Annotated in this window: 16 protein-coding genes and 2 pseudogenes; 12 read left to right on the top strand and 6 right to left on the bottom strand. The window is 74.1% G+C overall.

The window, feature by feature from the left end:
* Nucleotides 1–30: 30 nt before the first annotated feature.
* The 5 genes and pseudogenes from HCC78_RS14370 to HCC78_RS34805 all read left to right on the top strand — a co-directional run.
* Nucleotides 31–924: a LysR family transcriptional regulator gene (locus HCC78_RS14370; protein ID WP_172329476.1), complete on the top strand. Its 894-nt coding sequence runs from the start codon at nucleotides 31–33 to the stop codon at nucleotides 922–924.
* A gap of 130 nt (nucleotides 925–1054) precedes the next feature.
* Entirely contained in the window at nucleotides 1055–1312 is a 258-nt protein-coding gene (locus HCC78_RS14365) for a helix-turn-helix transcriptional regulator (protein ID WP_172329475.1), read from the top strand.
* Nucleotides 1312–2637, top strand: a complete 1326-nt coding sequence (locus tag HCC78_RS14360) for a HipA domain-containing protein (protein ID WP_172329474.1) — start codon at nucleotides 1312–1314, stop codon at nucleotides 2635–2637. Before HCC78_RS14365 ends, HCC78_RS14360 begins: the two co-directional genes overlap by 1 nt.
* 150 nt (nucleotides 2638–2787) lie before the next feature.
* Nucleotides 2788–3642: pseudogene (locus tag HCC78_RS34810) on the top strand (acyl carrier protein); the annotation flags it as partial.
* A gap of 132 nt (nucleotides 3643–3774) precedes the next feature.
* Nucleotides 3775–5031: pseudogene (locus HCC78_RS34805) on the top strand (condensation domain-containing protein); the annotation flags it as partial.
* 38 nt (nucleotides 5032–5069) lie between these two features.
* Here the strand turns inward: HCC78_RS34805 and HCC78_RS14350 are convergent.
* Together HCC78_RS14350 and HCC78_RS14345 are read right to left on the bottom strand one after the other, a co-directional pair.
* Nucleotides 5070–6419 carry a condensation domain-containing protein gene (locus HCC78_RS14350; RefSeq protein WP_253949172.1) on the bottom strand — a complete coding sequence of 450 codons (1350 nt, stop codon included), beginning with the start codon at nucleotides 6417–6419 and terminating at the stop codon, nucleotides 5070–5072.
* Between the two features lie 53 nt (nucleotides 6420–6472).
* Nucleotides 6473–10765: an AMP-binding protein gene (locus HCC78_RS14345; protein WP_172329472.1), complete on the bottom strand. Its 4293-nt coding sequence runs from the start codon at nucleotides 10763–10765 to the stop codon at nucleotides 6473–6475.
* 172 nt (nucleotides 10766–10937) lie between these two features.
* Between HCC78_RS14345 and HCC78_RS14340 the strand changes: the two genes are divergently transcribed.
* The 3 genes from HCC78_RS14340 to HCC78_RS14330 are packed head-to-tail and all read left to right on the top strand — an operon-like array spanning nucleotide 10938 to nucleotide 13433.
* Nucleotides 10938–12554: a (2,3-dihydroxybenzoyl)adenylate synthase gene (locus HCC78_RS14340; RefSeq protein WP_172329471.1), complete on the top strand. Its 1617-nt coding sequence runs from the start codon at nucleotides 10938–10940 to the stop codon at nucleotides 12552–12554.
* Nucleotides 12555–12565: 11 nt separating this feature from the next.
* Nucleotides 12566–12811: a phosphopantetheine-binding protein gene (locus tag HCC78_RS14335; RefSeq protein WP_216671157.1), complete on the top strand. Its 246-nt coding sequence runs from the start codon at nucleotides 12566–12568 to the stop codon at nucleotides 12809–12811.
* A complete protein-coding gene (locus HCC78_RS14330; protein ID WP_172329469.1) occupies nucleotides 12798–13433 on the top strand; it encodes a 4'-phosphopantetheinyl transferase in 636 nt (211 codons plus the stop codon). Before HCC78_RS14335 ends, HCC78_RS14330 begins: the two co-directional genes overlap by 14 nt.
* Before the next feature lie 563 nt (nucleotides 13434–13996).
* Here HCC78_RS14330 and HCC78_RS14325 read toward each other — a convergent pair.
* The 4 genes from HCC78_RS14325 to HCC78_RS14310 form a co-directional block, all read right to left on the bottom strand.
* Nucleotides 13997–14764 carry an SDR family oxidoreductase gene (locus HCC78_RS14325; RefSeq protein WP_172329468.1) on the bottom strand — a complete coding sequence of 256 codons (768 nt, stop codon included), beginning with the start codon at nucleotides 14762–14764 and terminating at the stop codon, nucleotides 13997–13999.
* Nucleotides 14755–15393, bottom strand: coding sequence for an isochorismatase family protein (locus HCC78_RS14320; protein WP_172329467.1), 639 nt, complete (start codon nucleotides 15391–15393; stop codon nucleotides 14755–14757). The genes HCC78_RS14325 and HCC78_RS14320 overlap by 10 nt, the downstream gene beginning before the upstream one ends.
* A 13-nt stretch (nucleotides 15394–15406) precedes the next feature.
* The gene (locus tag HCC78_RS14315; RefSeq protein ID WP_172329466.1) at nucleotides 15407–16579 is read right to left on the bottom strand and encodes an isochorismate synthase MenF; all 1173 of its coding nucleotides are present in this window, start codon (nucleotides 16577–16579) and stop codon (nucleotides 15407–15409) included.
* A 166-nt stretch (nucleotides 16580–16745) separates the two neighbouring features.
* Nucleotides 16746–18047 (bottom strand): NtaA/DmoA family FMN-dependent monooxygenase, encoded by a 1302-nt coding sequence (locus HCC78_RS14310; RefSeq protein ID WP_172329465.1) that lies wholly within the window; start codon nucleotides 18045–18047, stop codon nucleotides 16746–16748.
* Between the two features lie 109 nt (nucleotides 18048–18156).
* Between HCC78_RS14310 and HCC78_RS14305 the strand changes: the two genes are divergently transcribed.
* Genes HCC78_RS14305 through HCC78_RS14290 form a run of 4 tightly spaced genes read left to right on the top strand, consistent with a single transcriptional unit; the run spans nucleotide 18157 to nucleotide 21867 of the window.
* Nucleotides 18157–18930, top strand: coding sequence for an ABC transporter ATP-binding protein (locus HCC78_RS14305; protein WP_371743837.1), 774 nt, complete (start codon nucleotides 18157–18159; stop codon nucleotides 18928–18930).
* Nucleotides 18927–19928 carry an iron ABC transporter permease gene (locus HCC78_RS14300; RefSeq protein ID WP_172329464.1) on the top strand — a complete coding sequence of 334 codons (1002 nt, stop codon included), beginning with the start codon at nucleotides 18927–18929 and terminating at the stop codon, nucleotides 19926–19928. Before HCC78_RS14305 ends, HCC78_RS14300 begins: the two co-directional genes overlap by 4 nt.
* Nucleotides 19925–20920 carry an iron ABC transporter permease gene (locus HCC78_RS14295; RefSeq protein ID WP_172329463.1) on the top strand — a complete coding sequence of 332 codons (996 nt, stop codon included), beginning with the start codon at nucleotides 19925–19927 and terminating at the stop codon, nucleotides 20918–20920. Before HCC78_RS14300 ends, HCC78_RS14295 begins: the two co-directional genes overlap by 4 nt.
* Nucleotides 20917–21867, top strand: a complete 951-nt coding sequence (locus HCC78_RS14290; protein WP_172329462.1) for an ABC transporter substrate-binding protein — start codon at nucleotides 20917–20919, stop codon at nucleotides 21865–21867. Before HCC78_RS14295 ends, HCC78_RS14290 begins: the two co-directional genes overlap by 4 nt.
* Nucleotides 21868–21873 lie beyond the last annotated feature (6 nt).

Here is a 21873-nt window from a genome sequence, read left to right as displayed (position 1 = left end):
CGGCAACCCATTTTTGAATCTGGAGCAAAGATGAGCCCCGGTCCCGACAGGCTGCGCGCGATGGAAGTCTTCCTGGCGGTGCTCGGCGAAGGCAGTTTTTCCGCGGCCGGGCGGCGGCTCGGGATGACGCCCTCCGGGGTCAGCCGGGTGCTCGACCGCACCGAGGCGCGGCTGGGCGTGCGGCTGCTGACCCGCTCCACCCGGTCGCTGCAGCTGACCGAGGAAGGCCAGCGCTTCGCGGCCGCCGCCCGCCGGATCCTCGCGGAGCTCGACAGCGCCGAGGAAGAGATCGCGGTCGGCAGCGGACCCTCGGGGCTGCTGCGGATCTCCGCGGCGGTGTCGCACGGACGGCTCAGGATCGTGCCGCTGCTCGAGGCCTTCGCGCGGAGCCACCCGGCGGTGCGGATCGACCTGACGCTGACCGACCTGTCCGAGGATCCGGGCCGGGGCGAGACCGATGTCGCCATCCGCTTCGGCGCGCTCGCCGACAGCAGCCTGACGGCGCGCAAGCTCGGGGACGAACCGATGGTGGCGGTCGCCGCCCCGTCCTATCTGGCAGCGGCCGGAACGCCCCGCCATCCGGAGGATCTGCTCCGCCACCAATGCCTGCTCTTCCAGTCCGGCCCGGCGCGCCCGGCCTGGCCGTTCCGCACCGGCGGCGCGCGGATCGAGGTGCCGGTCGGCGGGCGCGTGCGGGCCAATAGCGGCGAGGCGCTGGGAATGCTGGCGGTGGCCGGGCTGGGCATCGCCCGCGTCGCCCGCTTCGCGGTGGAGGAGGACCTGCGCGCCGGACGGCTGCGCGAGGTGCTGGGCGACTGTTCCGCCGGGGATGCGCATCCCGTCCATGCGCTCTTCGTCGGCGGCCCGGCCCTGCCCGGCCGGGTCCGCGCCCTCGTCGACTTCCTCGCGGAACGGATGGGCTGAGCCCCGCCCTGCGCGGCAGGGCCCCTCCGCGCAGGGGCCGCGGCCCGACGAATACACCATTTCTGTCCTATCTGGATTTTATACCACTTATGGGTTAAATAGGGTTTGTACCAAGTTTGGGATGCACGCCATGACCGCAACCACCCTGCGCGATCCCGCCGAGCTGGGCCATGCGCTCCGCCGGCAGCGCCGCCTTCTCGGCCTCACGCAGCACCAGCTGGCGGCGCGGGCCGGAGTCGATCCCAAGCAGATTTCCCGGATCGAGACTGCCGCCCACGAGCCCAAGCTCTCGACGCTGCTGGCCGTCGTGGCGGCGCTGGAGCTGGATCTGGCGATCCAGCCGCGCGGCGGCGGCAGCAGCGCCCCCGGCATCGAGGACATCTTCTGATGGGACGGCCGCCACTGTCCCGCACCCTCGACGTCCATCTGAACGGGCGGCTGGCAGGCCATTACCGCTGCAGCCCGGCCGGCGGCACCAGCTTCGACTACGCTGCCGGCTGGCTGGACTGGGAGCACGCCTTCCCGGTCTCCCGCCAGCTGCCGCTCGGCCGCGGGCGCCAGTCGGGGGAGAACGTCTCGGCCGTCTTCGAGAACCTGCTGCCCGACAACGGCCAACTGCGCCGCCTCATCGCCGAGCGGACCTCGGCGCGCAGCGAGCGGCCGCATGACCTGCTGGCCGCCATCGGGCGGGACTGCGTCGGCGCGCTGCAGTTCCTGCCGGAAGGCGCCGATCCCGGAGATCCCTTCCGCCTCGCGGGCGAGGTGCAGGACGAGGCGCAGATCGCCGCCACCCTGCGCGGGCTCAGCCAGGCACCGCTGGGCATGGAGGGGGACGCGCCGTTCCGCATCTCGCTGGCCGGCGCGCAGGAAAAGACCGCCTTCCTGCGGCAGGACGGCAAGTGGCTCAAACCCGAGGGGCTGACCCCCACCACGCATATCTTCAAGCGGCCGATGGGTCTTGTCGGCGGCGGGCTCGACCTTTCCGACAGCGTGGAGAACGAGTTCGTCTGCCTCCGCCTGGCCCGCGCCATGGGCCTGCCGGCCTGCCGCGCCGAGATCGCCCGCTTCGAGGACGAGACCGTCCTGGTGGTCGAACGCTTCGACCGGGCGCCGCGGCGGGCGGGCGGCATCCTGCGCCTGCCGCAGGAGGATGTCCTGCAGGCGATGGGGCTGGCCTCGGCGATGAAGTACCAGCAGCATGGCGGCCCCGGGATGGTAAGCTGCCTGCGCCTGCTGGCCGCGTCGGAGCGCCCGGCGGAGGACATGGCGGCCTTCCTCAAGGCGCAGCTCTTCAACTGGCTGATCGCCGGGGTGGACGGCCATGCCAAGAACTACGCGATCTTCCTGCGCCCCGGCGGGTTCCGCATGACGCCGCTCTACGACATCGTCAGCGCGGCGCCGGCCCATCTGCGCAACAGCTTCCGGCACCGGGAGCTGCAGCTCGCCATGGCGGCGGGACGGCGCGGCCACTACCGCCTCGACCGGCTCCACCCGCGCCATTTCGAGGAGACCGCCGCCCGCGCCCGGGTCCCGCTGGAGTCCCGCCGCAGCGCATTCCTCGATCTCGCCCTGGCCGGCCCGGCGGCCTTCGCGGAGGTCGCGGCCGATCTGCCCGCCGGGATCCCCGAGCGCATCGCCGCCGGGATCCTGGACTACGCGCGCGACCGCCACCGGACCCTGGCCGATTATGCCGGGACCGCCTTTCCGGACTGACCGGCGGCGGCGCACACGGCGCAATCTGTCCCGCCATGCTTGACTTCCGGACCCGGATTGGGTCTGGCTGCGGCATCTCCAGCAGACCCAGCTCTTCGGAAGCGAGGCCGCCCGACAGCGACTTCCCCCGCAACGAAGAGGATTCCCCCGATGACCGACCTGACCGCGGCATGCGACCCCGGACCGGTGGCGGACGAGGCCGAGGAGCGGCTCTGGCTGCAGAGCCAGCAGGCGCCCGAGACGATGCCGCCCGACTGCCATGCCCTTGCCCTGCCGGAGCTGCCGCCCCTGCCCGAGCTGCTGGCCCGGATCGGCGGGATGGCGCAGGCGCTGCCCGGGGCAGGACAGTGCTACCGCTTCGGCAGCGACGGGCTGCTGCGCCGCCATCCTGCGCCGCTGCCGCTGGCCGAGATCCGCAGCACCGGCCGCCCCGAGGAGGCCGGGGCGCTGCTGGCCGCCATCCGGGAAGAGCCCTGGGACCTGTCGCTGCGCGCCCCGGTCCGCGCGGTGGCGATCGCCGCGCCCGGGCGCAGCCTGCTGGCGCTGCTGCGCCATCCGGTGCTGGGCAGCCGGGCCAGCCTTGCCGATCTGTTCGCCTGCCTCGCCGGCGAACCGCCGCGCGGGGCGGCCACCGCGCCCGGCCTGACGCCGCTCGCCGCGGCGCTCGCCGATGGCTGCGGACTTGCCCCCGGCGCCGCGCTGGCCGCCGCCGCGGCAGGCCTTTCGCGCCATCTGGAGCGTCCGGGATCCGCGCCCGGGCTGGTGCTGCAGCCGCTCGGCGGCGCCCCGGCAGCGTCCGGGGCGCCCGCGGCCGGGCCCGAGGAGATCATCCTGGACGAGTTCCGTGCCGCGCTGGATGCCCCCGGCATGGCCGCCACCGACGACTTCTTCGATTTCGGCGGGCATTCCCTGGTCGCGACGCGGGTGATCGGCAGGCTGCAGAGCCGCCACGGGCTGGAGCTCCGCTTCGCCGACTTCTTCCGCGCCGCCACCGCGCGCGGCCTGTCGCGCCATGTTTCGCAGGTCCGGGCAGAGCCGCCCGCAGCGCCCGGAAGCGCTGCGCCGGAGCCCGCCGCCAGCTACCCGCTGTCGCTGGCGCAGCAATCGCTCTGGCGCGCCTATGCCCGCTTCGGCAAGGGGGCGATCTTCAACATCCCCTTCGCGCTGCGCTTCCTCGGCCCGGTTGACCAGGATGCCTTCGGCCGCGCCTTCCGCGACCTGCTGGTGCGCCACCCGGTGCTGCGCAGCCTGTTCCGCGAGGAGGCGGGCCGCCCGGTGCAAAGCCCCGTGCCCGTCGCCGAGATCGACCGCCATGACTGGTTCCGACCCGCATGCCGGAACGCCGGGGTCAGCCGCCCGGCCGAGGCGGAGCACGTCTTCGACCTCTCCCGCGAACTGCCGCTGCGGCTGCGCTTCCTCGATGACGGCGGCGAGGGTCCGCTGCTGTCGATGCTGTTCCACCATGTCGCGATAGACGAATGGTCGCTGAACCAGCTGATGCAGGAACTCGCCCGGGCCTATGCCGCCCGCTGCCGCGGCGAGGCACCGGCATGGGACAGCGCGCCGCCGCCCTTCCACGCCTTCGCCGCCCGGCAGGAAGAGGCGGCCGAGACCGCGCGCCACCTGCCCTACTGGACCCGGATGCTGGAGGGCGCGCCGCTGGCGCAGCCGCTCTTCGCCGATGCCCCCGCGGCCGAGGACAGCGGGGCTGCGGGCGGCTGGGTGGAGATCCGGCTGGCGCCGGAGGAGGCCGACGGCCTGGTGCGGCTGGCGCGCGGGCAGGAGGCCTCGCTCTTCAATGCCGCCTATGCCGCCATCGCGGCGATGCAGCACCGGGTGGCCGGCGTCACCGATGCGGTGATCGGCACCTCCGCCTCGGGGCGCACCGATCCGGAGTTCTTCGACACCGCCGGGTATTTCACCACGGTCGTCGCCCACCGCATCCGGATGGCGCCGGAGATGACGGTCGGCGCGCTTGTGGCGCAGGTGCGCGACGTGATCGCGGAGTCCCAGCCCCATGGCGGCATCCCGATCGATCTCGTCGGCGCGGCGCTGCATGGCGGCGAAAGCCCGCCCGTCGACCGGCTGTTCGAGACCTTCATCCAGATCCACGCGCAGAACCGGCTTAACGGCGCGCTGCCCGGTCCGGACGGCCGCCCCGTCGGCTTCCGCCAGGTCGATCCGGAAAAGACCGAGGCGCTGCTCGGGCTGCAATTCGAGATCATGGAGGAGATGGCCGGCGGGCGCCGCGAGATGCGCGTGCTGATGAGCTACCGCGCCGGGCGCTATTCCCCGGCCCGCGTGGCGCAGCTGCAGGCGGCCACCGCGGCGATGTTCCGGCAGTTCGCCGCCGAGGGGGCGGCGGATCTGCGGCTGGACGCGCTCGCGCCGTGAGACATGCCGGCGCGCCGCCCTAGCGCGCCGGGACGGCCTCAGGCCGGAAGGCCCGGAGCCAGCAGCGCCCCCAGCGGCGCGCCGAGCGCCGCCGGGTCGAGACAGCGGGCGAGGAAGGCGGGGATCTCGGCAACATGGCGGCGGAACTCCGCCGCTGTGGTCAGCTTGGGGTCGGCATCCATCGCCAGCTCCAGGCCGCGCCCCCTGCTGTCGGCGCGAAAGGACAGGTTGAACCCGTCCGCGGGACCGTTGGCCAGCACTTCGCGGGTCGCGGTGCAACCCGCGAAATCCGGCGGATCGAAGGGCATGACATTGACCAGCGGCGAGAAGAAGAACCGCCGCCCCGCCCCGATGCCGCGATCCGCCGCGATCTGCTCGATCCGGTAGCGGCCATGGCGGCGCAGCGCGCGCAGCTCGCGGCCCATCCGCTCCAGCCAGGCGCCGAAGGGCTCCGCCGCGGACAGGCCGACATGCAGCGGCAGGATGTTCACCGCCAGGCAGGGCACCCGCGCGGCGACGCTGCCGAGGCGGGACATGCAGGGCAGCCAGACCGGCAGCATGTCCTCCTCCCGCGGCAGGTTTCCGTGCAGATAGGCGGAGGCCGCCAGCACCAGCAGGTCCGGCCAGCCGATGCCCGTCGCGGCCGCCAGCTCCGCCAGCCGGGCGGGAAGGCGCGCCTCCAGTGCGGGCTCGGCATAGTGCCCCGCGGCCGCATAGTCCTCGCCGCCCTTGCGCAGAACCGGCAGCCGCCCCGGCCGCGCGAGCTGCGCCTGCCAGAACGCCCGGTCGCGCGCGAAGGACGGCCCGGCGGCATAGGCCGCGTCCTCGTCCAGGAACTCGGCGAAGCCGCGGAACGGCGCGCCCTGGGTCCCCCTTCCGGTCCCGTGGCGGTAGAGCTGCGCCACCCGCGCCTCGAACAGCGCCACGCCGTAGCCGTCGAGGACGATGTGATGGCCGCGGTTGTACCACAGCCAGCGCCGTTCGCCGGTGCGCCAGAGCCGCTGCCGCGACAGCGGATCGCGCGCGAGGTCGAGCTCCGCGCCCATGTCGGCGGCGATCCGCGCCTGCGCCTCCTCCTCCGGATCGGGCAGGCCGCGCAGGTCGCCGGTCACGACCTGCGGCATCCGCGCGGGATCGAGGCTCTGCGTCACGCCCTCCGGGCCGGGATGGAAGCGCAGCGACAGCACCTCCGCCTCGCGGCAGGCCCGGTCGATCGCGCGCGCCAGCGCCGGGGCATCGAGATCGCCCTCCAGTCGGACGGCATGGCCGACGGTGGAAACCGGCTCGCCGGGGTGGAAGCGGAACTCCTCCCAGAAATCGAGCTGGGCGAGGGTCAGGGGCATGCGCGCCCCGCCGGACGGGCTGTCCTGCATAGTGTCATCCTTCATGGTCTCGGGGGCCGGGATGCCGCAGGCTGGCCAAAGCTGGCCGCGGTCCGGGATCAGGGTGCGGAAGCGTGCCGCGCCAGCAGGGTCTCGACCTCGCGCGCCGTGCGGCAGGGCAGAAGATCCGCCGGTGCCAGGGCCGTGCCGAAGGCGGCGTTCAGTCCGGCTGCAATCCCCGCGAGATGCGAGGGCCGCAGTCCGAGGCCGAGGAACGGGCTGTCCGGCCCCGCCCCTTCCGCGGGCGCGCCGGTCGCATCGAGGTAGCGGCGCAGCACCTCCGCCGCCATGCCGGAGGGCGTAGGCGGCGCGGCCGCGATCTGCCGGGCGCGGACGCGGTCCGGCTTCCCGTTGGCGGTGACCGGCAGCGCATCGACCGGAACGAACCGGTCCGGCATGTGGCTCGCCGGCAGCCGGTCGCGCAGGAAGCTGCGAAGCGCCGCCGGATCGGGAACCGTGCCCGGCGCGGGCACGAAGAGCGCGGCCAGCGTCACGTCGCCCGCAGCCGGATCGCCGCAATCGGCGGCCATGACCTGCAGGATGCCGGGATGGCGGGCCAGCGCGTCCTCGACATCGCCCATCGACACCCGCACGCCGCGCACCTTGACATAGCCGCCCACCCGCGCGGCGAACATGATCGCGCCATCCGCGCGCCGCCAGCCCTGGTCGCCGGTGCGGAAGGCCCGCAGCCGGCGGCCGACGGAGTCCTGCAGCAGCGGGAAATCGGCCTGCGACAGGCCATCCGCGGAGAGGTAGCCCAGCGACAGGCAGGGGCCAAGCGTGTGGATCCGTCCGGTCACGCCCTCCGGGCAGGGCTCGCCCGCCGGGTTGAGGATCTCGTGCCGCGCTCCGGGCAGCGCCCGGCCATAGGGGACCTGCCCGGTCTCGTCCGGGGCAATCGCGTGCCAGATGCTCCAGACCGTCGTCTCGGTCGGGCCGCCGAGAGACCACAGCCGGGCCGCGGGCAGAAGCGCGCGCAGCGTGCCGATCGTGGCGGGCTTCACGAAATCGCCGCCCTGCGCCACCAGCCGCAGCGAGTCCAGCTCGCCCGGCCGCGCCACCGCCAGCAGCATCTCCAGGATTGCCGGGACCGAGACCCAGAGCGACACCCGGTGCCGCGCCACCAGCTCCGCCCAGCCGCGCGCGTCCTTCTCCGCGCCCTCCTCCGGCAGCACCGCCAGCCCGCCTGCCGCCAGCACGCCGAAAATGTCGAAAAGCGACATGTCATGATGCAGCGGCGTGGCCGAGAGGATCGCGTCGCCCGGACCCACGCCCCATTCCGCGATGGTCGCGGCCAGCACGTTCGACGTCGCGCGGTTCGACAGGACCACGCCCTTGGGCCGCCCGGTCGTGCCCGAGGTGAACAGGAAATAGCCCGGCGCGCCGGAGCGGCTGCGCTCGGCCAGCACGTCGCGCGGCACCGGCCAGCCCTCCGTGCCGGGCGCGGCCATCAGCGCCGCAGGCGCGGTGCAGCGATGGCCCGGAACCAGCGCGCGCGCCACGACCAGCCGCGGGCGGCAGGTCTCCAGCAGATAGGCCAGCCGCTCCGGCGGCGACGCGGCGTCGACCGGCACCCAGACCAGCCCTTCCATCGCCGCGGCGATCTGGAGAACGACATGCTCCGGGCCCTTCGGCAGGCAGATGGCGACCGTGTCGCCGGTCTGCAGCCCCTGCGCGCGGAATCCCGCGATGGCGGCCGCGACCTGCCGGCCCAGATCGGCCGCACCGGTCACGCTGTCCCCGCAGGCCAGGGCCGGGCTGTCGTCCGCGCCACCGAAAATCCGCGCGGCAACCGCCTCGAGGAAGCCCGCCCCCCGGGCCGTCTCCGGTTCCGGTTGCGCCGCCAGGCGCCGCGGCGCGCTGCACAGGACGCCCTGGGCGCAGCTCTCGTCCACTGCCCGCAGGACATCGGCCAGGACCGCTTCCACCGTCGCCGGAGAGAGCGCGGCCAGCGCGAAATCGGCGTCGATCCGCAGATCGCCGGACCCGTCCCGCACCAGCCGCAGGTCAAGCGCCGTCTGCGGCGTCCGCACCAGCCCGCCGGTCTGGCGCAGCGCGCCGTCCGGCGGCACCGCCCAGCCCAGCCCGTTGGTCACAACGACCGGCAGCGCGACGGCGCTGTCACCGGAGGCCAGCAGCATCCGGTTGACCGCGACGCCCGCCCCGCCGCCATGGGCGAGCCCGGCCAGGATCTCGGCCTGAAGCGCCTTGGCGCGCGCCTGCGGGCCGTCCTCCGCCGTCACCCGGTAGCCTGCCGGAATGAAGGAGGAGCGGTTCGCCGCCGCCCGCGCGCCGGGCGCAGGCGCGACAGGGATGCCGATCCGGAGCGACAGGTCAGGCGTCCAGCGCGCCAGCGCCTCGCAGAGCAGCGCCGTCAGCACCGTGTTGCGGAACAGCCCGGCCCGCGCGCCGATGCGCGCCAGCTGTCCGGCCTTCGCGTCGGGCACGGTCACGCTGATGCGCCGGTGGCGCGAGGCGCGGATGTCGGCGAGCGGCGCAAGCCAGGGCAATTCCGGCGGCGGCGGCAGCTCGGCCGCGCGCGCCTGCCACCACGCCGCATCCGCAGCCGGATCGGCAGGCGGCGCGGCAGGCGCTGGACGGTCTTCTGCCGGTTCCGCCCCGCAAAGCTCCGCCGCGATCCGCGCGATGCCGCCGCCGTCGAGGATCAGCGCATCGGCCCGCAGGAACACTGCCAGCCGGTCCGCCATGCCCTCGGGAAGCCGCACCGCCAGCACGTGCCAGGGCGCATGGTCCAGCGGACAGTCCGCATTGCCCAGCCTTTCGGCGAGCTCCGCCAGGCGCGCCTCGGCGGCCTCCGGGTCCAGGGCGCGCAGGTCCAGTTCCTCCAGGTTGACGGGGTGCCGCTCCTGCACGCGCGCCAGCCCTGCCTCCGCGTCGATCACCGTCCTGAGCCCCGGATGCCGCGCCACCAGCCGCTCCAGCCGGGTCCGGAGGGTGCCGACCTCCATGTCCCCGCGGAATGCCCGCATCTCCTGCATCGCTATGCCGCCGAGCGGAAGGCCGGTGCCGCGCCCGGCGAGATAGGCCGATTGCAGCGCGCTCAGCGGCGCCGCCTGCGGGCCGGACAGCCAGCCGCCGAGCGGCGCGCCCGCAAGGTCAGGATCGGCAGCGAGGCGGCGCAGCGCCCCGAGATGCGCAGCGAAGACCTCGCGTGCCCAGCCTTCCGCGATTCGGTCGGCGCGCAGGTCCCAGTTGACCAGCAGCCCGCCGCCGAGCTCCGCCACCTGCACGTCGAGCGCCACGCCCGGCCCCTGCGAGACCGTGTGGACCAGCTCGCCCAGCACCCGCCGCGCGCGGGCGGAGACCAGCCCCTCCGCTCCGATGCCGAGCCCCGAAGTGAAGACCACCGGCAGGGTCTCGGCCCGGCCGCTCTGCCGAGACAGCGCCCGCATCAGCCCCGGCCCGGCCGAGCCCCGCCGCGCGATCAGCCCGGCCATCTGCGTCCATGTCCGCGCGGCGCGGGCCGCCAGCGTGTCGCCCTCCCGCAGCTCCGCAGCGAAGGGCAGGATGCCGGAGAACTCGCCGATCCGGCCCGCCTCGCCCGGCGCGCGCAGGAAATGCGGCAAGGTCAGGCGCAGCGCCTGCTGGCCGGTGGCGCGGCCGAGAACGGAGGCGAAAAGCGCCAGCATCAGCGCCGACGGCGTCACCCGGGCCCGGCGCGCGGCAAGCTCCAGCGCCTGCCGCTCCGCCGCGCCGAGCCTGTCCGCCAGCCGCAGCGTTTCCGGTCCGCCGGAGCCTTGCGGCGCAGGCAGGCGCGGCGCGGGCGGCAGCGTGCCGAGATGGTCCTGCCACCAGCGCTGGTCCTCCGCCGCGGCTTCCGCCTCGCGGCATTCCGGCGGGGCTGTCTCCGGCAGGACCGCCTCCGGATCCTCCGCGAACAGCGCCAGCTCGTCCAGCAGCTGCGGCACGCAGGACGGATCTGCCGCCACCATGTCGAGATCGAGATGCAGCCGGTGCCGCCCGCCCGGCAGCAGGCTCAGCCGCAGCTCCAGTCCCCGCCCGCCAGCAAGGTCGAGCCGCCGATGGGCCGCCATCCGCCGCTGCGCCGCCAGCGCCCCGGCCACGGCCGCCTCCGCCGAGCCGCGCAGGTCGCGGACCGCCGCCAGCGGTCCGGCCGGCACCGGCAGGACCCGTCCCTGCCCCATGGAATCGACCGCCAGCCGCAGCGCCGGATGGCGCAGGAGGAGCCTGCGCAACGCCGGTTCCAGCCGTCCGGGCGCCAGTCCCGCACCGTCGAATTCCATGGAAAGATGCGCCGAAACGCCGTCCGCGGCAGCAGCGGAATGGCCGCCCACCCAGGCCGCCGCCTGCATCTCGTTCAATTCGGGCATGTCCCCTCCACGGCGCTTGACATTTTCCGACAGAAATACTCAAGTACTGTCACCCGTCAATCCATTTCCGGCGGGAACATGCGACGCAGCTACGGCCGCCGGACCCGACCCGGCGGCTGCTACGGAGGCGTGTGGCCGAAAGGCGCCCACCCATCTGCTGCGGAGACCGTGCATGACCCGCGACCTCGTCGCCTTCACCCGCTGGCCGGACCATCTGGCCGCCCGCTACCGCGCCCGCGGCTACTGGCAGGGCCTGCCGCTGTGCCATGGCGCAGAAGCGCAGGCGAAAGCCCGCCCCGACGCCGCCGCCATCCTCTGCGGCCGCCGCCGGATCAGCTATGCCCAGCTCGACGCCCATGCCTCCGCGCTGGCCGCGCGCCTGGCCCAGGCCGGGTTCGGCCGCGGCGACACCGCGCTGGTGCAGCTGCCCAACAAGGCAGAGTTCTACATGGTCTTCCAGGCGCTGCTGAAGGCCGGGATCGTGCCGGTCAACGCACTCTGGAGCCACCGGCAGGCCGAGCTGACCGCCTATGCGGAGCAGATCCGCCCGCGCCTGCTGATCGCCGACCGGACCCATCCGGTGCATGGCGGCGACCGCTTCGCCGCTTCCTGCGGGGGGCTGGCGCTGGCGCTGCATCTCAATGCCGCCGATCCGCGCCGCGACCTGGCCCACTGGCTCGATCCCAGGGGCGCGCCCGCCGCAAGCTATCGCCCGACGCCGGCCGAGGAGGTGGCGTTCTTCCAGCTCTCAGGCGGCAGCACCGGCACGCCGAAGCTGATCCCGCGCACCCATGACGACTATGCCTATTCGGTGCGCGAAAGCGTGCGGATCTGCGGCGTGACCGGAGACACCCGCATGCTGGTCGCGCTGCCCGCGCCGCACAACTACCTGATGAGCTCGCCCGGATCGCTCGGCGTGTTCGAGGCCGGGGGCACGGTCGTGCTGGCCTCCGCGCCGGACCCGCAGATCTGCTTCCCGCTGATCGCGGAGCACCGCGTCGACATGGTGCCGCTGGTGCCATCGGCGGTGGCGCTCTGGCTCGAGGCGGCGGGCAAGGGCGGGCACGACCTCGCGAGCCTGCGCAGCATGCTGGTCGGCGGCGCGGCCTTCGCCGAGGCCACCGCGCGCAAGGTGCCGCAGGTCTTCGGCTGCCGCCTGATCCAGGTCTTCGGCATGGCGGAGGGGCTGGTGAACTATACCCGTCCCGAGGACCCGCCCGGGACCGTCTTCTCCACGCAGGGCCGCCCGATCAGCCCGGATGACGAGGTGCGCGTCCTCGATCCGGAGGGCAGGCCGGTCCCCGACGGCACGCCCGGCGAGCTTGCCACGCGCGGCCCCTACACGTTCCGCGGCTACTACCGCGCGCCCGGCCACAACCTGCGCGCCTTCGACCCCGAAGGCTTCTACCGCAGCGGCGACGTGGTGGTGCGCCACCCTTCGGGCCATCTGCAGGTGGTCGGCCGGGTGAAGGACCAGATCAACCGCGGCGGCGAGAAGATCGCGGCGGAGGAGATCGAGGCGCTGCTGCTGCGCCATCCGCTGATCCGCCAGGCCGCGCTGGTCGCCGTCCCCGACCCCGTGCTGGGCGAGAGGAGCTGCGCGGTGATCGTCGCCGGCGACGGCCTGCGGACGGTCGACGTGCGCCGCCACCTGATGGCGCAGGGCATCGCCGAGTACAAGTTGCCCGACCGCATCCGGCTGGCTTCCAGCCTGCCCCTGACCCCCGTCGGCAAGACCGACAAGAAGCGCCTGCGCGAAGAGCTCGCCGCGCCCGTTCCCGCACCCTGAGGAGAGACATGATGACCGCACCCGCCCCCCTGACCCGCGCCTGGCTGGAGGCCCGCGTGGCTGCCCTGGTCGAGGACGTCACCGAGATCGACCCGGGCGAGAGCCTGATCTTCTACGGGCTCGACTCTATAAGGGTGATGGAATTCTCCGCCGAGCTGGGACAGCACGGCGTGGCGCTCGGCTTCGAGGAACTGGCGACCGAACCGACGCTGGACCGCTGGTGGCAGCTGATCGGGGCGCAGCTTGCAGCGGCCTGAGCCGGCGCTGGCGCTGCGCCGCTACGGTGGCACGCCGGAGGACGGCGTGCCGATCCCCTGCCAGCTGGCCCGCGCGCATCCCTGCCGGCTGGCCGAGTTCGTCGCCGGGCGGCTGGCGGCGCAGGAGGCGCTGCGCCGCGCCACCGGCATGGCCGCGATCCCCGGCACCGGGCGCAGCCGCGCGCCCGACTGGCCCGAAGGCACGGTCGGATCGATCAGCCATTCCGGCGGACTGGCCGTCGCCATCGCCGGGTCCTCGCGCAACTGGACAGCGCTCGGCATCGACTTGGAGGCCGTCCCCGACGAGGAGACCGCCGCCGAGATCGCGCCGCTCGTGTTCGGCGCGCAGGACCGCGTGCCGCCGGGGCGCTTCGGCACCGGGCTGGCCTTCGCGGCGAAGGAGGCGCTGTTCAAGGCCCTGAACCCGCGGGTGCGCATCTTCTTCGGTTTCCGAGATGCGGTGCTGACCGGCTGCGACGGCTGCGCGGGCGAGCTGCGGCTGGAAAAGAGCCTCGGCACCGACTGGCCCGCGGGCAGCCGCATCGGCTTCCGCCACGGGATGCTGGAGGGCCGCATCCTCGCCCGCGTCGAGATCCCGGCCCGTCTGCCGCCGCCCGGCTAGCAGCCGCCCGGCGGATTGCCGCCTCGGCCGGGCCCGGCATGTCCGTCCCATCTCCGGCCGCGCAGTGAAGCCTTGGTTCCGGCACCGGCCGCGGCGCCTTTGGGACGGCCGGATGGCTCCACCCGGCGGGAAGGCCGAAACGCCATCGCAGGACGGCCCGCCGACGGCCGTCCTTCCGGCATCGGACTCAAGACGGCTGGCCCGGGCGCAGAGGCAAGAGGTCCGGGCCCGCTCCGACCGCGGTCGCCCGCCCCTCGGCAGCAGCGCCAGCCGTCAGGCCTGCATCCCCTTCTCCGGTCCCGGCGCCCCGCGGGTGGCGGCCGATGGCACGGGGCCCGACCGCCGGACCTGGCGCAATCCATACGGCATACGGGCGGCGGAACGCCGGGTGCAGTCCTGCAGAGGGGAAGCCCGCCGCGCACCGTCACTGCGGCCCGGGGGCTGCCGGCGACCGCACCCGGTTTGCCAGGATGGTGCTGCCGGACTGCCTCCGGAGACGGTGCGCGCATCCCACCGGACGCAGGGCGGAGCGATCACCCCGGCCCGGCGCCATGCCCTCGCGCTCAGGCGCGCAAGGTTGCGCCGCCATCGACATAGAGATCGGCCATGGTGACATGGCCCGCCTCATCGGAGAGCAGGAACATCGCCGCCGCCGCGATGTCCTGCGGGGCGGCCAGCTTGCCCAGCGGGATGCCCGCGCGGAACTGCGCCGGATTGCCGGCGATCACCCGCGCCGCGCCGTCGCCGTCCTGCCACATGCCCGAAAGCATCGGCGTCAGGGTCGAGCCCGGCGCCACCAGGTTCACCCGGACGCCGCGCCCCGCGACCTCCAGCCCGAGCGAGCGCACCAGCATCGCGGCCGCCGCCTTGGACGCGCCATAGGCGCCCATGTCCATCCGCGGCACGCCGCCCGAATTGGAGCCGATCACCACGATCGCGCCCCGCCCCCGTCCGGCCATCCGCGCCGCCAGCCCGCGCGCGACGAGGAAGCTGCCGCGGGCATTCACGGCGAAGACCCGGTCCCAGCCTTCCGCGGGAAGGTCGAGGATGGAGCGCGTCTCCAGCACCCCGGCCGCGTGCAGCCCCAGATCCAGCGGCCCGAAGGCGTCTTCGGCCTGCGCAATCACCGCCTCCACGGATGCCGGATCGGTGACGTCGAGCGGGCAGAGCCGCAGGTCCGGCGCCTCTTCCAGCGCCTCCAGCGCCGCGGGCAGATCAGCGGCGAAGACCCGCGCCCCTGCCTCGCGCAGGAGGCGCAGCGCCGCCTGCCCGATGCCGCCGCCCGCGCCGGTGACGAAGGCCGCGCGCCCCTCGAAGCCGCTCAGGCGCATGCCGCCTCGCCCGCCAGAACCTGCGACGTGGCCATCACCCCGCCGCAGCAGCCCGCGACCCAGCGCATCGCCATGTCGTGCCTCGCCCGGTCGAAGTCCGCCTGGGCATCGGCGATCGCGAAGGGCTGGATATCGCGCTGGAACGCTTCCGCCGCGGTGGCGAGACAGCCGATATGGGCGTAGATCCCCGCGATCAGCAGCTGGTCGCGGCCGCGCGCGCGCATCAGCGTCTCAAGGTTCGAGCGCTGGAAGGCGCTGTAGCGGTGCTTCACCAGCACGGTGTCGCCCTCTGCGGGCGCCAGTTCCGGCAGGATCCCGGTATCTCCCGGATCGGCACTCATGCCCGGCCCCCACAGATCCGCCTGCAGCCCGCGGTCGGGGCGGAACTGGTTGCCCTCCTGCGCGGTGTAGAACACGGGCATGCCCGCGCCGCGCGCCATGCGCAGGAGCCGCGCGATGTTCTCCACCGCCGGCCCCAGCGGCGCGCCGCCGAAGGGACGGCAGAAATAGCGCTGCATGTCATGCACCAGCAGGGCGGCGCGGCCCGGCTCCAGCCGCCAGGGCGCGCGCGCCTCCGGCAGCTCCGCCGCGCCGGGCAGGTCGTAGGCGGGGATTTTCGGCAATGCCATCAGTCTGTCTCCTTCACTCGGGCCGCGCGTCGAGCGCCGCGGCCTCGGACAATCCAAGCGCCGCAAGCAGCGCGCCGAACTTGGCGCCGGTCTCGGCGACTTCGGCCTCCGGGTCCGAGCCGGGCACGATCCCCGCTCCGGCATAGAGCCGCGCCTCGGCGCCGCAGATCTCGGCGCAGCGGATCGCCACGTGCCAAGCGCCGTCGCCATGCGCATCGGTCCAGCCGACAGCCCCGGCGTAAAAGTCCCGCGGCACCGGCTCCAGCCGGCGGATCAGCTCCTCGGCCCGGTTGCAGGGAAGCCCGCAGACCGCGGGCGTCGGATGCAGCTTCGCCGCCAGCACCGCCGAAGGCAGCCCGTCCTCCTTCAGCACCCCTTCGATCCGGGTGCCCAGGTGCCACATGCTGCGCGTCGAGGTCAGCCGCGTGCCCTCCGGGGTGCCGAGCGTCCGGCAGAAAGGCGCCAGCATGTCGAGGATGTATTCCACCACGATCGCATGTTCGCGCCGGTCCTTCTCCGACCCCGCCAGCGCTGCCGCCGCGGCCGCATCCGCCGCCGGATCGGCCTGCCGCCGGGCGGAGCCCGCCAGCGGATGCGACTGGATGCGGTGGCGGACCTTCCCGAGAAGCAGCTCCGGCGTCGCGCCGATCAGGTGGCGCGGCCCGGGATCGCCCGCCCGCCCCGGCACCGCCACCTGGTAGGCCAGCACCGCGGGGTCCTCCGACAGCCGCGCCAGGATCCCGGCCAGCCGGAACGGCTCCGCCGACTGCACCGACAGCGCGCGCGCCAGCACCACCTTGCGCAGTTCGGACTCGCCCGACATGGCCGCCAGCGCGTCTCCCACGGCACGCGCATAGCTGACGGGCGGCGGATCGGCGCGCAGCTCCATCGCCGCGCGGCGCGGCCCGGCGGCGCCGTCCTCGGGCAGGCTGTGGCCGGGGGCCTCCGCAAGCCACAGGCAGTCATCGGCCCGACGGTCGAAGGGCAGCGCGCCGCCGATCACCCCGCCCGCCGGCAGGCGCGCCATGGCCGCGGCGAGCCGTGCCTCCAGCGTCGCCGCGGGCCCCGGCGCCACCCGCGCGGCAGGCCCGCGCGCCACCAGCGTGCGGCTGCCGCCGCGGAAGGCGAAGGAACAGGTCTCGGCCTCCGGCAGCGCGGCCGGGGCTTGATGTTGCAGGGAAATCATCGGGTCACCCCATGACAGGCCGCGGCAGCCTCTGCCTGCGGAACGGTTGCTCGGGAGGCTCGCACTGGGCTGGCGGGGAAGGCGCGCCGATTGGGCGCGTGGCAGGGAAATACCGCGGGCCGCCGCGCCGGTCAATAGGTGAGTATTTCTATCGGATAATCGCCGCTCACGCGCCGTGCAGATGCCCGAGGAACCGCCGCCCGGCATAGCCGCGCCGGAACAGCCCGCGCCCGGCCAGAGCCGGGACCAGCTCTTCCAGCACCGCGTGCAGGCAATCCACCGACCCGCCCGGCAGCGCCACGAAGCCGTCGATCGCCCCGGCCCGATGCCACTGGGCGATCTCCTCGGCCGCGTCCTCCACGGTGCCGATGATCTGCCAATGCGCCGAGGCCAGCACCTCGGGCCGCGCGAGCAGCTCCGCGGGTGTCGGGCTGTCGCGCAGGATCATCCGGCGCAGCAGCTCCGCATGGGTCCGGCTGCGCGGCGCGACCGGAGCCTCCGGCAGATCCGCGGACAGGATGGGGCGGTCCGCCGGCCAGTCCGACAGGTCCAGCCCGGCCATCTCCCGGATCGAGGCCAGCTTGCGCGCCCGGTCGACCCGAGCATGGGTGGCGGCATGCAGGTCCCGCGCCTCGGCCCGGCTGGCGGCGAGATAGAGGCTGAGCCCCGGCAGCACCTTGATCGCACCGGGATCGCGCCCCTGCCGCGCCGCCCGCGCCCGCAGATCGGCGCGCAGGCTGGCCGCCGCCTCGCGGTCGGGTGCAGAGGCAAAGATCGCATCCGCTACCCGCGCGGCGAAATCACGGCCGCGATCCGAGGCCCCGGCCTGCACCAGCGGGATGCGGCCATGCCCGGGATCCGGCAGGTTCAGCGGCCCCTCGACCTCGAAACACGGTCCCCGATGCGCCGCCGGCTGCACCAGATCCGCATCGGCATAGAATCCTGCGGCACGGTCGGCCTTCACCGCTTCCGCCGGGTAGCTGGCCCAGAGCTTCTGCACGACCTCGACGAATTCCTCGGCCCTGGCATAGCGCGCCGCCGCTTCCGGCATCGCCTCCATGCCGAAATTCCGCTGGCCGTCCAGCGCGGTGACGATGTTCCAGCCCGCGCGCCCGCCCGACAGCGCATGCAGGGTCCTGAGCTGCCGCGCCACCACATAGGGCGGCCAGAACGTCGTGGAGACGGTGGTCAGCAGCCCGATATGCGTGGTCTCCCGCGCCAGCGCCGCCATCAGCAGAGTCGGGTCGAGCGCGCCGAAGCCCGGCCCGGTCGCGATCATCGACCGGTCGAGATGCAGCGTGTCGGGCCGGAACACGAAATCCAGATGCGCCGACTCTGCCCGCCGCGCGACATCCGCCGCGAAATCCAGCCCGTAGACCCCCTCGATCCCGCTGTCGGGCCGCCGCCAGGCCTCGCCCGACAGCCAGGTCGGGGACAGCGACATCCCGATGTGAAGCTCCGCCGCCATGCCGTCTTCCTCCTGCCGAATCCGCGCCTGCGACGCGCTTTCCTAATTGCTGACTGTTTTACTCTGGTATAGCCTGCCCGCAAGCGGGAACTGGCGAAGGAATGCCGCAGTGCTGGAAATCGAGGGGATGCGCGCCGGCTACGGCCGGACCGATGTGCTGGGCGGCGTGTCGCTGCAGGTCGCGCCGGGACGGCTGACCGCGCTGGTCGGCCCGAACGGATCGGGCAAGTCGAGCCTCCTGCGCGCGGTGATGGGCTTCCTGCCGGTGCGGGCGGGCACGGTGCGGCTGGATGGCCGCCCGCTGGCCGGGATGGCGCGGCGCGAGATGGCGCGGCGCATCGCCTACCTGCCGCAGGAGAACGCCTGCCCCGACTACATGACGCTGGGCGAGCTGGTCGAACTCGGCGGCCATGCGAGGCGCGGACTGATGTCCGGTCCGTCCGGGCGCGACCGCGCGGTCTTCGCCGCCGCGCTCGGACAGGTCGGGCTCGGCGGCATGGGGCATCTGCAGGTCAACGCGCTGTCCGGCGGGCAGCGCCAGCGCGGCTGGATCGCGCTGGTCCTTGCGCAGGACGCGCCCTGGCTGCTGCTCGACGAGCCGGTCAACCATCTCGACGTGAAATACCAGTACGAGATCCTGCGTCTCGCCCGCAGCCTCGCCGCCTCGGGGCGCAGCGTCGTTGCCGTGCTGCACGACCTGAGCCTCGCCGCCGCCTTCGCCGACGACCTCGTGATGATGCGGGACGGCAAGGTGCTGGCCGCGGGGCCGCTGCGCGAGGTGCTGACCGCCGGCGCCGTCCGCGCCGCCTTCGGCATCGAGGCGGAGGTGTTCGAGCGCGGCGACCGCCTCGTCTGCCTGCCCGACCCGGCCGCCGCCGCATGAGCCCCGCCCTGCCTCTGGCTGCGCTTGCCTGCGCCGCCGCCTTCATTGCCAGCCTCTGCACCGGTGCCGCGCCGATCCCGCCCGCCACGGTGCTTGCCGCGCTCTTCGCGCCCGATCCGGACAGCCTCGACCACTATCTCGTGCTGCACCAGCGCCTGCCCCGGGCGCTGATCGCGCTGCATGCGGGCGCCCTCCTTGCCGCATCGGGAGCAGTGCTGCAGGCGCTCGCCCGCAATCCGCTGGCCGCGCCATCGACGCTGGGCCTGACCGGCGGCGCCGCGCTCGCCGTGGTCGCCTGCAGCATGGCGCTTGCCCTGCCGCCCCTCGGCCTCGGCCTTGCCGCCTTCGCCGGCGGGCTCGGCGGCATTGCCGCAAGCGCCGGTCTCGCCCGGATCGCGGGCGCGGGGCGCGATCCCCGCGGCCTGTCGCTGATCCTCGCCGGGGCCCTGGTCTCGATGCTCTGCATGGCACTGGCGAACGCGCTGCTGCTTGCCGATCCGGCACGGCGCAGCGAGATGCTGGGCTGGCTCGCAGGCACCGTGAACCATGCCCATGCCGACCGGCTCGCCGCGCTCTGGCTGCCGGGTCTCGCCGCGCTCGGCGTGCTGACGGCGCTGTCCAGGCCGCTGACCCTTATCGCGCTCGGCCCCGACAAGGCCGCCTCGGCCGGCGTGCCCGTCGCCGCCGTCACCCGGGCCGCGCTTGGCGCGGCCGCGCTCGCCGCCGCCGCCGCCACCGCCGTCACCGGGCCGCTGGCCTTTCTCGGCCTCGCGGTTCCGCATCTGCTGCGCCCCTTCACCGGCGCTGCGCTGACCCGGCTGATCCCTGCCGCTGCGCTCGCGGGCGCCGCGCTCTGCCTGCTAGCCGACATCGCCGCGCGCACCGCCTTCGCCCCCTACGAGCTTCAGGCGGGCATCCTGCTCGACCTCGCCGGCGGGCTCGGCTTCCTCTTCCTCGTCCGCCGCCTCTGCCGCCCCGCGGCCGGAGCCCGCGGATGAAGGCCGCCCGCGCGCTCGACAGCCGTCCCGTCCTGCGCAGCCGGATGGGCGACATCCGCCTCGGCAATCTCGCGGCCGCCGCCGCGCTCCTCGCCGTGATCGCCCTGCTGGCCGCCGCCACGCTGGCAGGCGCCGACCGCCATGCGCTCGTGGACATCCGGCTGCCGCGGCTGCTCCTCGCCCTGCTGGCAGGCTGGTCCACCGCGATGGCCGGGGCCATGCTGCAATCGCTGGCCCGCAACCCGCTGGCCGATCCCGGCCTGCTCGGGCTGTCGCAGGGCGCGCTTCTGGCGCTGCTGATCCTGCGCATCGCCCTTCCGGCGCTTCCCCCCGGCCTCATGCCGCTCGCGGCGCTGGCAGGCGGGCTCGGCACCGCCGCGGCGCTGGCCGCGCTGACCCGCGGCACGTCAGGCGGGCTGCCGGTGCTGCTGATGGGGATCGCGCTGGAGACCGTGCTCAGCTCCGTCACCATGATCCTGATCCTCTACACCCCGCCGGAGCTGTCGCACGGAATCTCCGCCTGGCTCTCGGGATCCTTCGCGCTGGCCGGGTGGGAGCAGCTGCGCGCCCTCCTGCCCTGGCTCGCCCTGTCGCTTCCGGCGGCCTGGGCGCTCGGGCCGGGCCTGCGCGGCCTCGAGCTCGGCGACGACCTCGCCCGCGCCACCGGCATCGCCACCGCAAGGCTGCGCCCGGCAATCCTTGTGACCGCCGTGCTGCTGACCGCCGCACCGGTGGTTGCCGTCGGCCCGCTGATGTTCCTCGGCGTGATGGCCCCGCATATCGCCGCCGCGATCTCCCCCGCGACCGGGCGGGCACGGCTGCTGCTTTCGGGCCTCGCCGGCGCGGCGCTCGCGGCCGGCGCCGACCTGCTGACCCAGCGCAGCGGCACCGCCTTCGCGCTCCCGGCAGGGCTGGCGCTGACGCTGACCGGCGTGCCGCTCTTCGTGATCACCCTGCGCCTGCGGGCGCTGAGACAAGGACGTTCCGCATGATCCGCCCCCTTCCCCTCCTCGCGCTGCTGCTGTCCGGCACCGCCGCGCTGGCCGACCGCAACCTCACCGACGACACCGGCCGCGCCGTGACCGTGCCCGACCATCCGCAGCGCATCGTCGTGCTGCACGAACCGCTGCTGGGCGTGCCGGTCGCGGATCTCGGCCTTCCGCTGGCGGGCAGCTACGGCCGCGACGACGATGGCGGCATGCTGCTGGCCGTCGACTTCCTGGCCTCCACGCTCGGCGGCCGCGCGCCCGCGGAGCCGCCGAAGGGCATCGGTCCGATCGGCAATCCCGACCTGGAGCGGCTGCGCGCATTGCAGCCGGACCTGATCCTCGCAACCGAGTTCGATGGCCCCAAGGCGGACCGGCTGGCCGAGATCGCGCCCGTCTACCTGCAGAACATCGGGCCGGGCACCACGCGCGGCATCGAGATCGAGGAGGACCTGGCAGGCGTCCTGAACGCCGGCGGCGCGATGGAGGCACGGATGGCGGACTACCGTGCGGCGCTCGGGGAGGCGCGCGGGATTGTGGGCGCCGAACCCGGCCAGACCTATCTGGCGGTGTTCCTGCATGACACGGTGAACGTGGTGAACGAAAGCTCCGGCATGATCCGGGCGATCGAGGATCTGGGCTACGCGCGCCTCGATCTCGCCCCCGGCACGGTGGCGCCGGGACAGTCGGCGCTCGGCGCGCCGGTCAGCGCCGAGGCCTTCCTCAGGATGGATCCCGACCTGCTGGTCGTGCTCGGCAGCTATGTCAGCGGCGATCTATCGGAGGAGGCCGTCAAGGCCCAGCTCGGCCGCATCGCGCCGGGATGGGACCGTTTCCTGAAGCCCGCGCGGGAGGGCCGGATGGTGGTTCTCGACGGATCGAAGGTGACCACGCCGACGGTCGCCAGCGCGCTCAACACGCTCGCGGCGCTGGAGGACTGGGCCGGCCGGTGACGGGCC

The organism is Mangrovicoccus sp. HB161399 (assembly GCF_013184745.1).
GTDB lineage: Bacteria > Pseudomonadota > Alphaproteobacteria > Rhodobacterales > Rhodobacteraceae > Mangrovicoccus.
The sequence above is the reverse complement of the archived record's forward strand: the minus strand, read 5'-3'. Positions and strand labels throughout refer to the sequence as shown.

What these genes read in the sequence shown, in the direction of transcription:
- HCC78_RS14310 (WP_172329465.1), bottom strand. Translation starts at nt 18,047, where the DNA reads ATGGCGGCGGAGCTTCACATCGGGATGTCGCTGTCCCCGACCTGGCTG.
- HCC78_RS14340 (WP_172329471.1), top strand. Translation starts at nt 10,938, where the DNA reads ATGACCCGCGACCTCGTCGCCTTCACCCGCTGGCCGGACCATCTGGCC.
- HCC78_RS14320 (WP_172329467.1), bottom strand. Translation starts at nt 15,393, where the DNA reads ATGGCATTGCCGAAAATCCCCGCCTACGACCTGCCCGGCGCGGCGGAG.
- HCC78_RS14295 (WP_172329463.1), top strand. Translation starts at nt 19,925, where the DNA reads ATGAAGGCCGCCCGCGCGCTCGACAGCCGTCCCGTCCTGCGCAGCCGG.
- HCC78_RS14325 (WP_172329468.1), bottom strand. Translation starts at nt 14,764, where the DNA reads ATGCGCCTGAGCGGCTTCGAGGGGCGCGCGGCCTTCGTCACCGGCGCG.
- HCC78_RS14360 (WP_172329474.1), top strand. Translation starts at nt 1,312, where the DNA reads ATGGGACGGCCGCCACTGTCCCGCACCCTCGACGTCCATCTGAACGGG.
- HCC78_RS14290 (WP_172329462.1), top strand. Translation starts at nt 20,917, where the DNA reads ATGATCCGCCCCCTTCCCCTCCTCGCGCTGCTGCTGTCCGGCACCGCC.
- HCC78_RS14315 (WP_172329466.1), bottom strand. Translation starts at nt 16,579, where the DNA reads ATGATTTCCCTGCAACATCAAGCCCCGGCCGCGCTGCCGGAGGCCGAG.
- HCC78_RS14335 (WP_216671157.1), top strand. Translation starts at nt 12,566, where the DNA reads ATGACCGCACCCGCCCCCCTGACCCGCGCCTGGCTGGAGGCCCGCGTG.
- HCC78_RS14370 (WP_172329476.1), top strand. Translation starts at nt 31, where the DNA reads ATGAGCCCCGGTCCCGACAGGCTGCGCGCGATGGAAGTCTTCCTGGCG.
- HCC78_RS14350 (WP_253949172.1), bottom strand. Translation starts at nt 6,419, where the DNA reads ATGAAGGATGACACTATGCAGGACAGCCCGTCCGGCGGGGCGCGCATG.
- HCC78_RS14365 (WP_172329475.1), top strand. Translation starts at nt 1,055, where the DNA reads ATGACCGCAACCACCCTGCGCGATCCCGCCGAGCTGGGCCATGCGCTC.
- HCC78_RS14300 (WP_172329464.1), top strand. Translation starts at nt 18,927, where the DNA reads ATGAGCCCCGCCCTGCCTCTGGCTGCGCTTGCCTGCGCCGCCGCCTTC.
- HCC78_RS14345 (WP_172329472.1), bottom strand. Translation starts at nt 10,765, where the DNA reads ATGCCCGAATTGAACGAGATGCAGGCGGCGGCCTGGGTGGGCGGCCAT.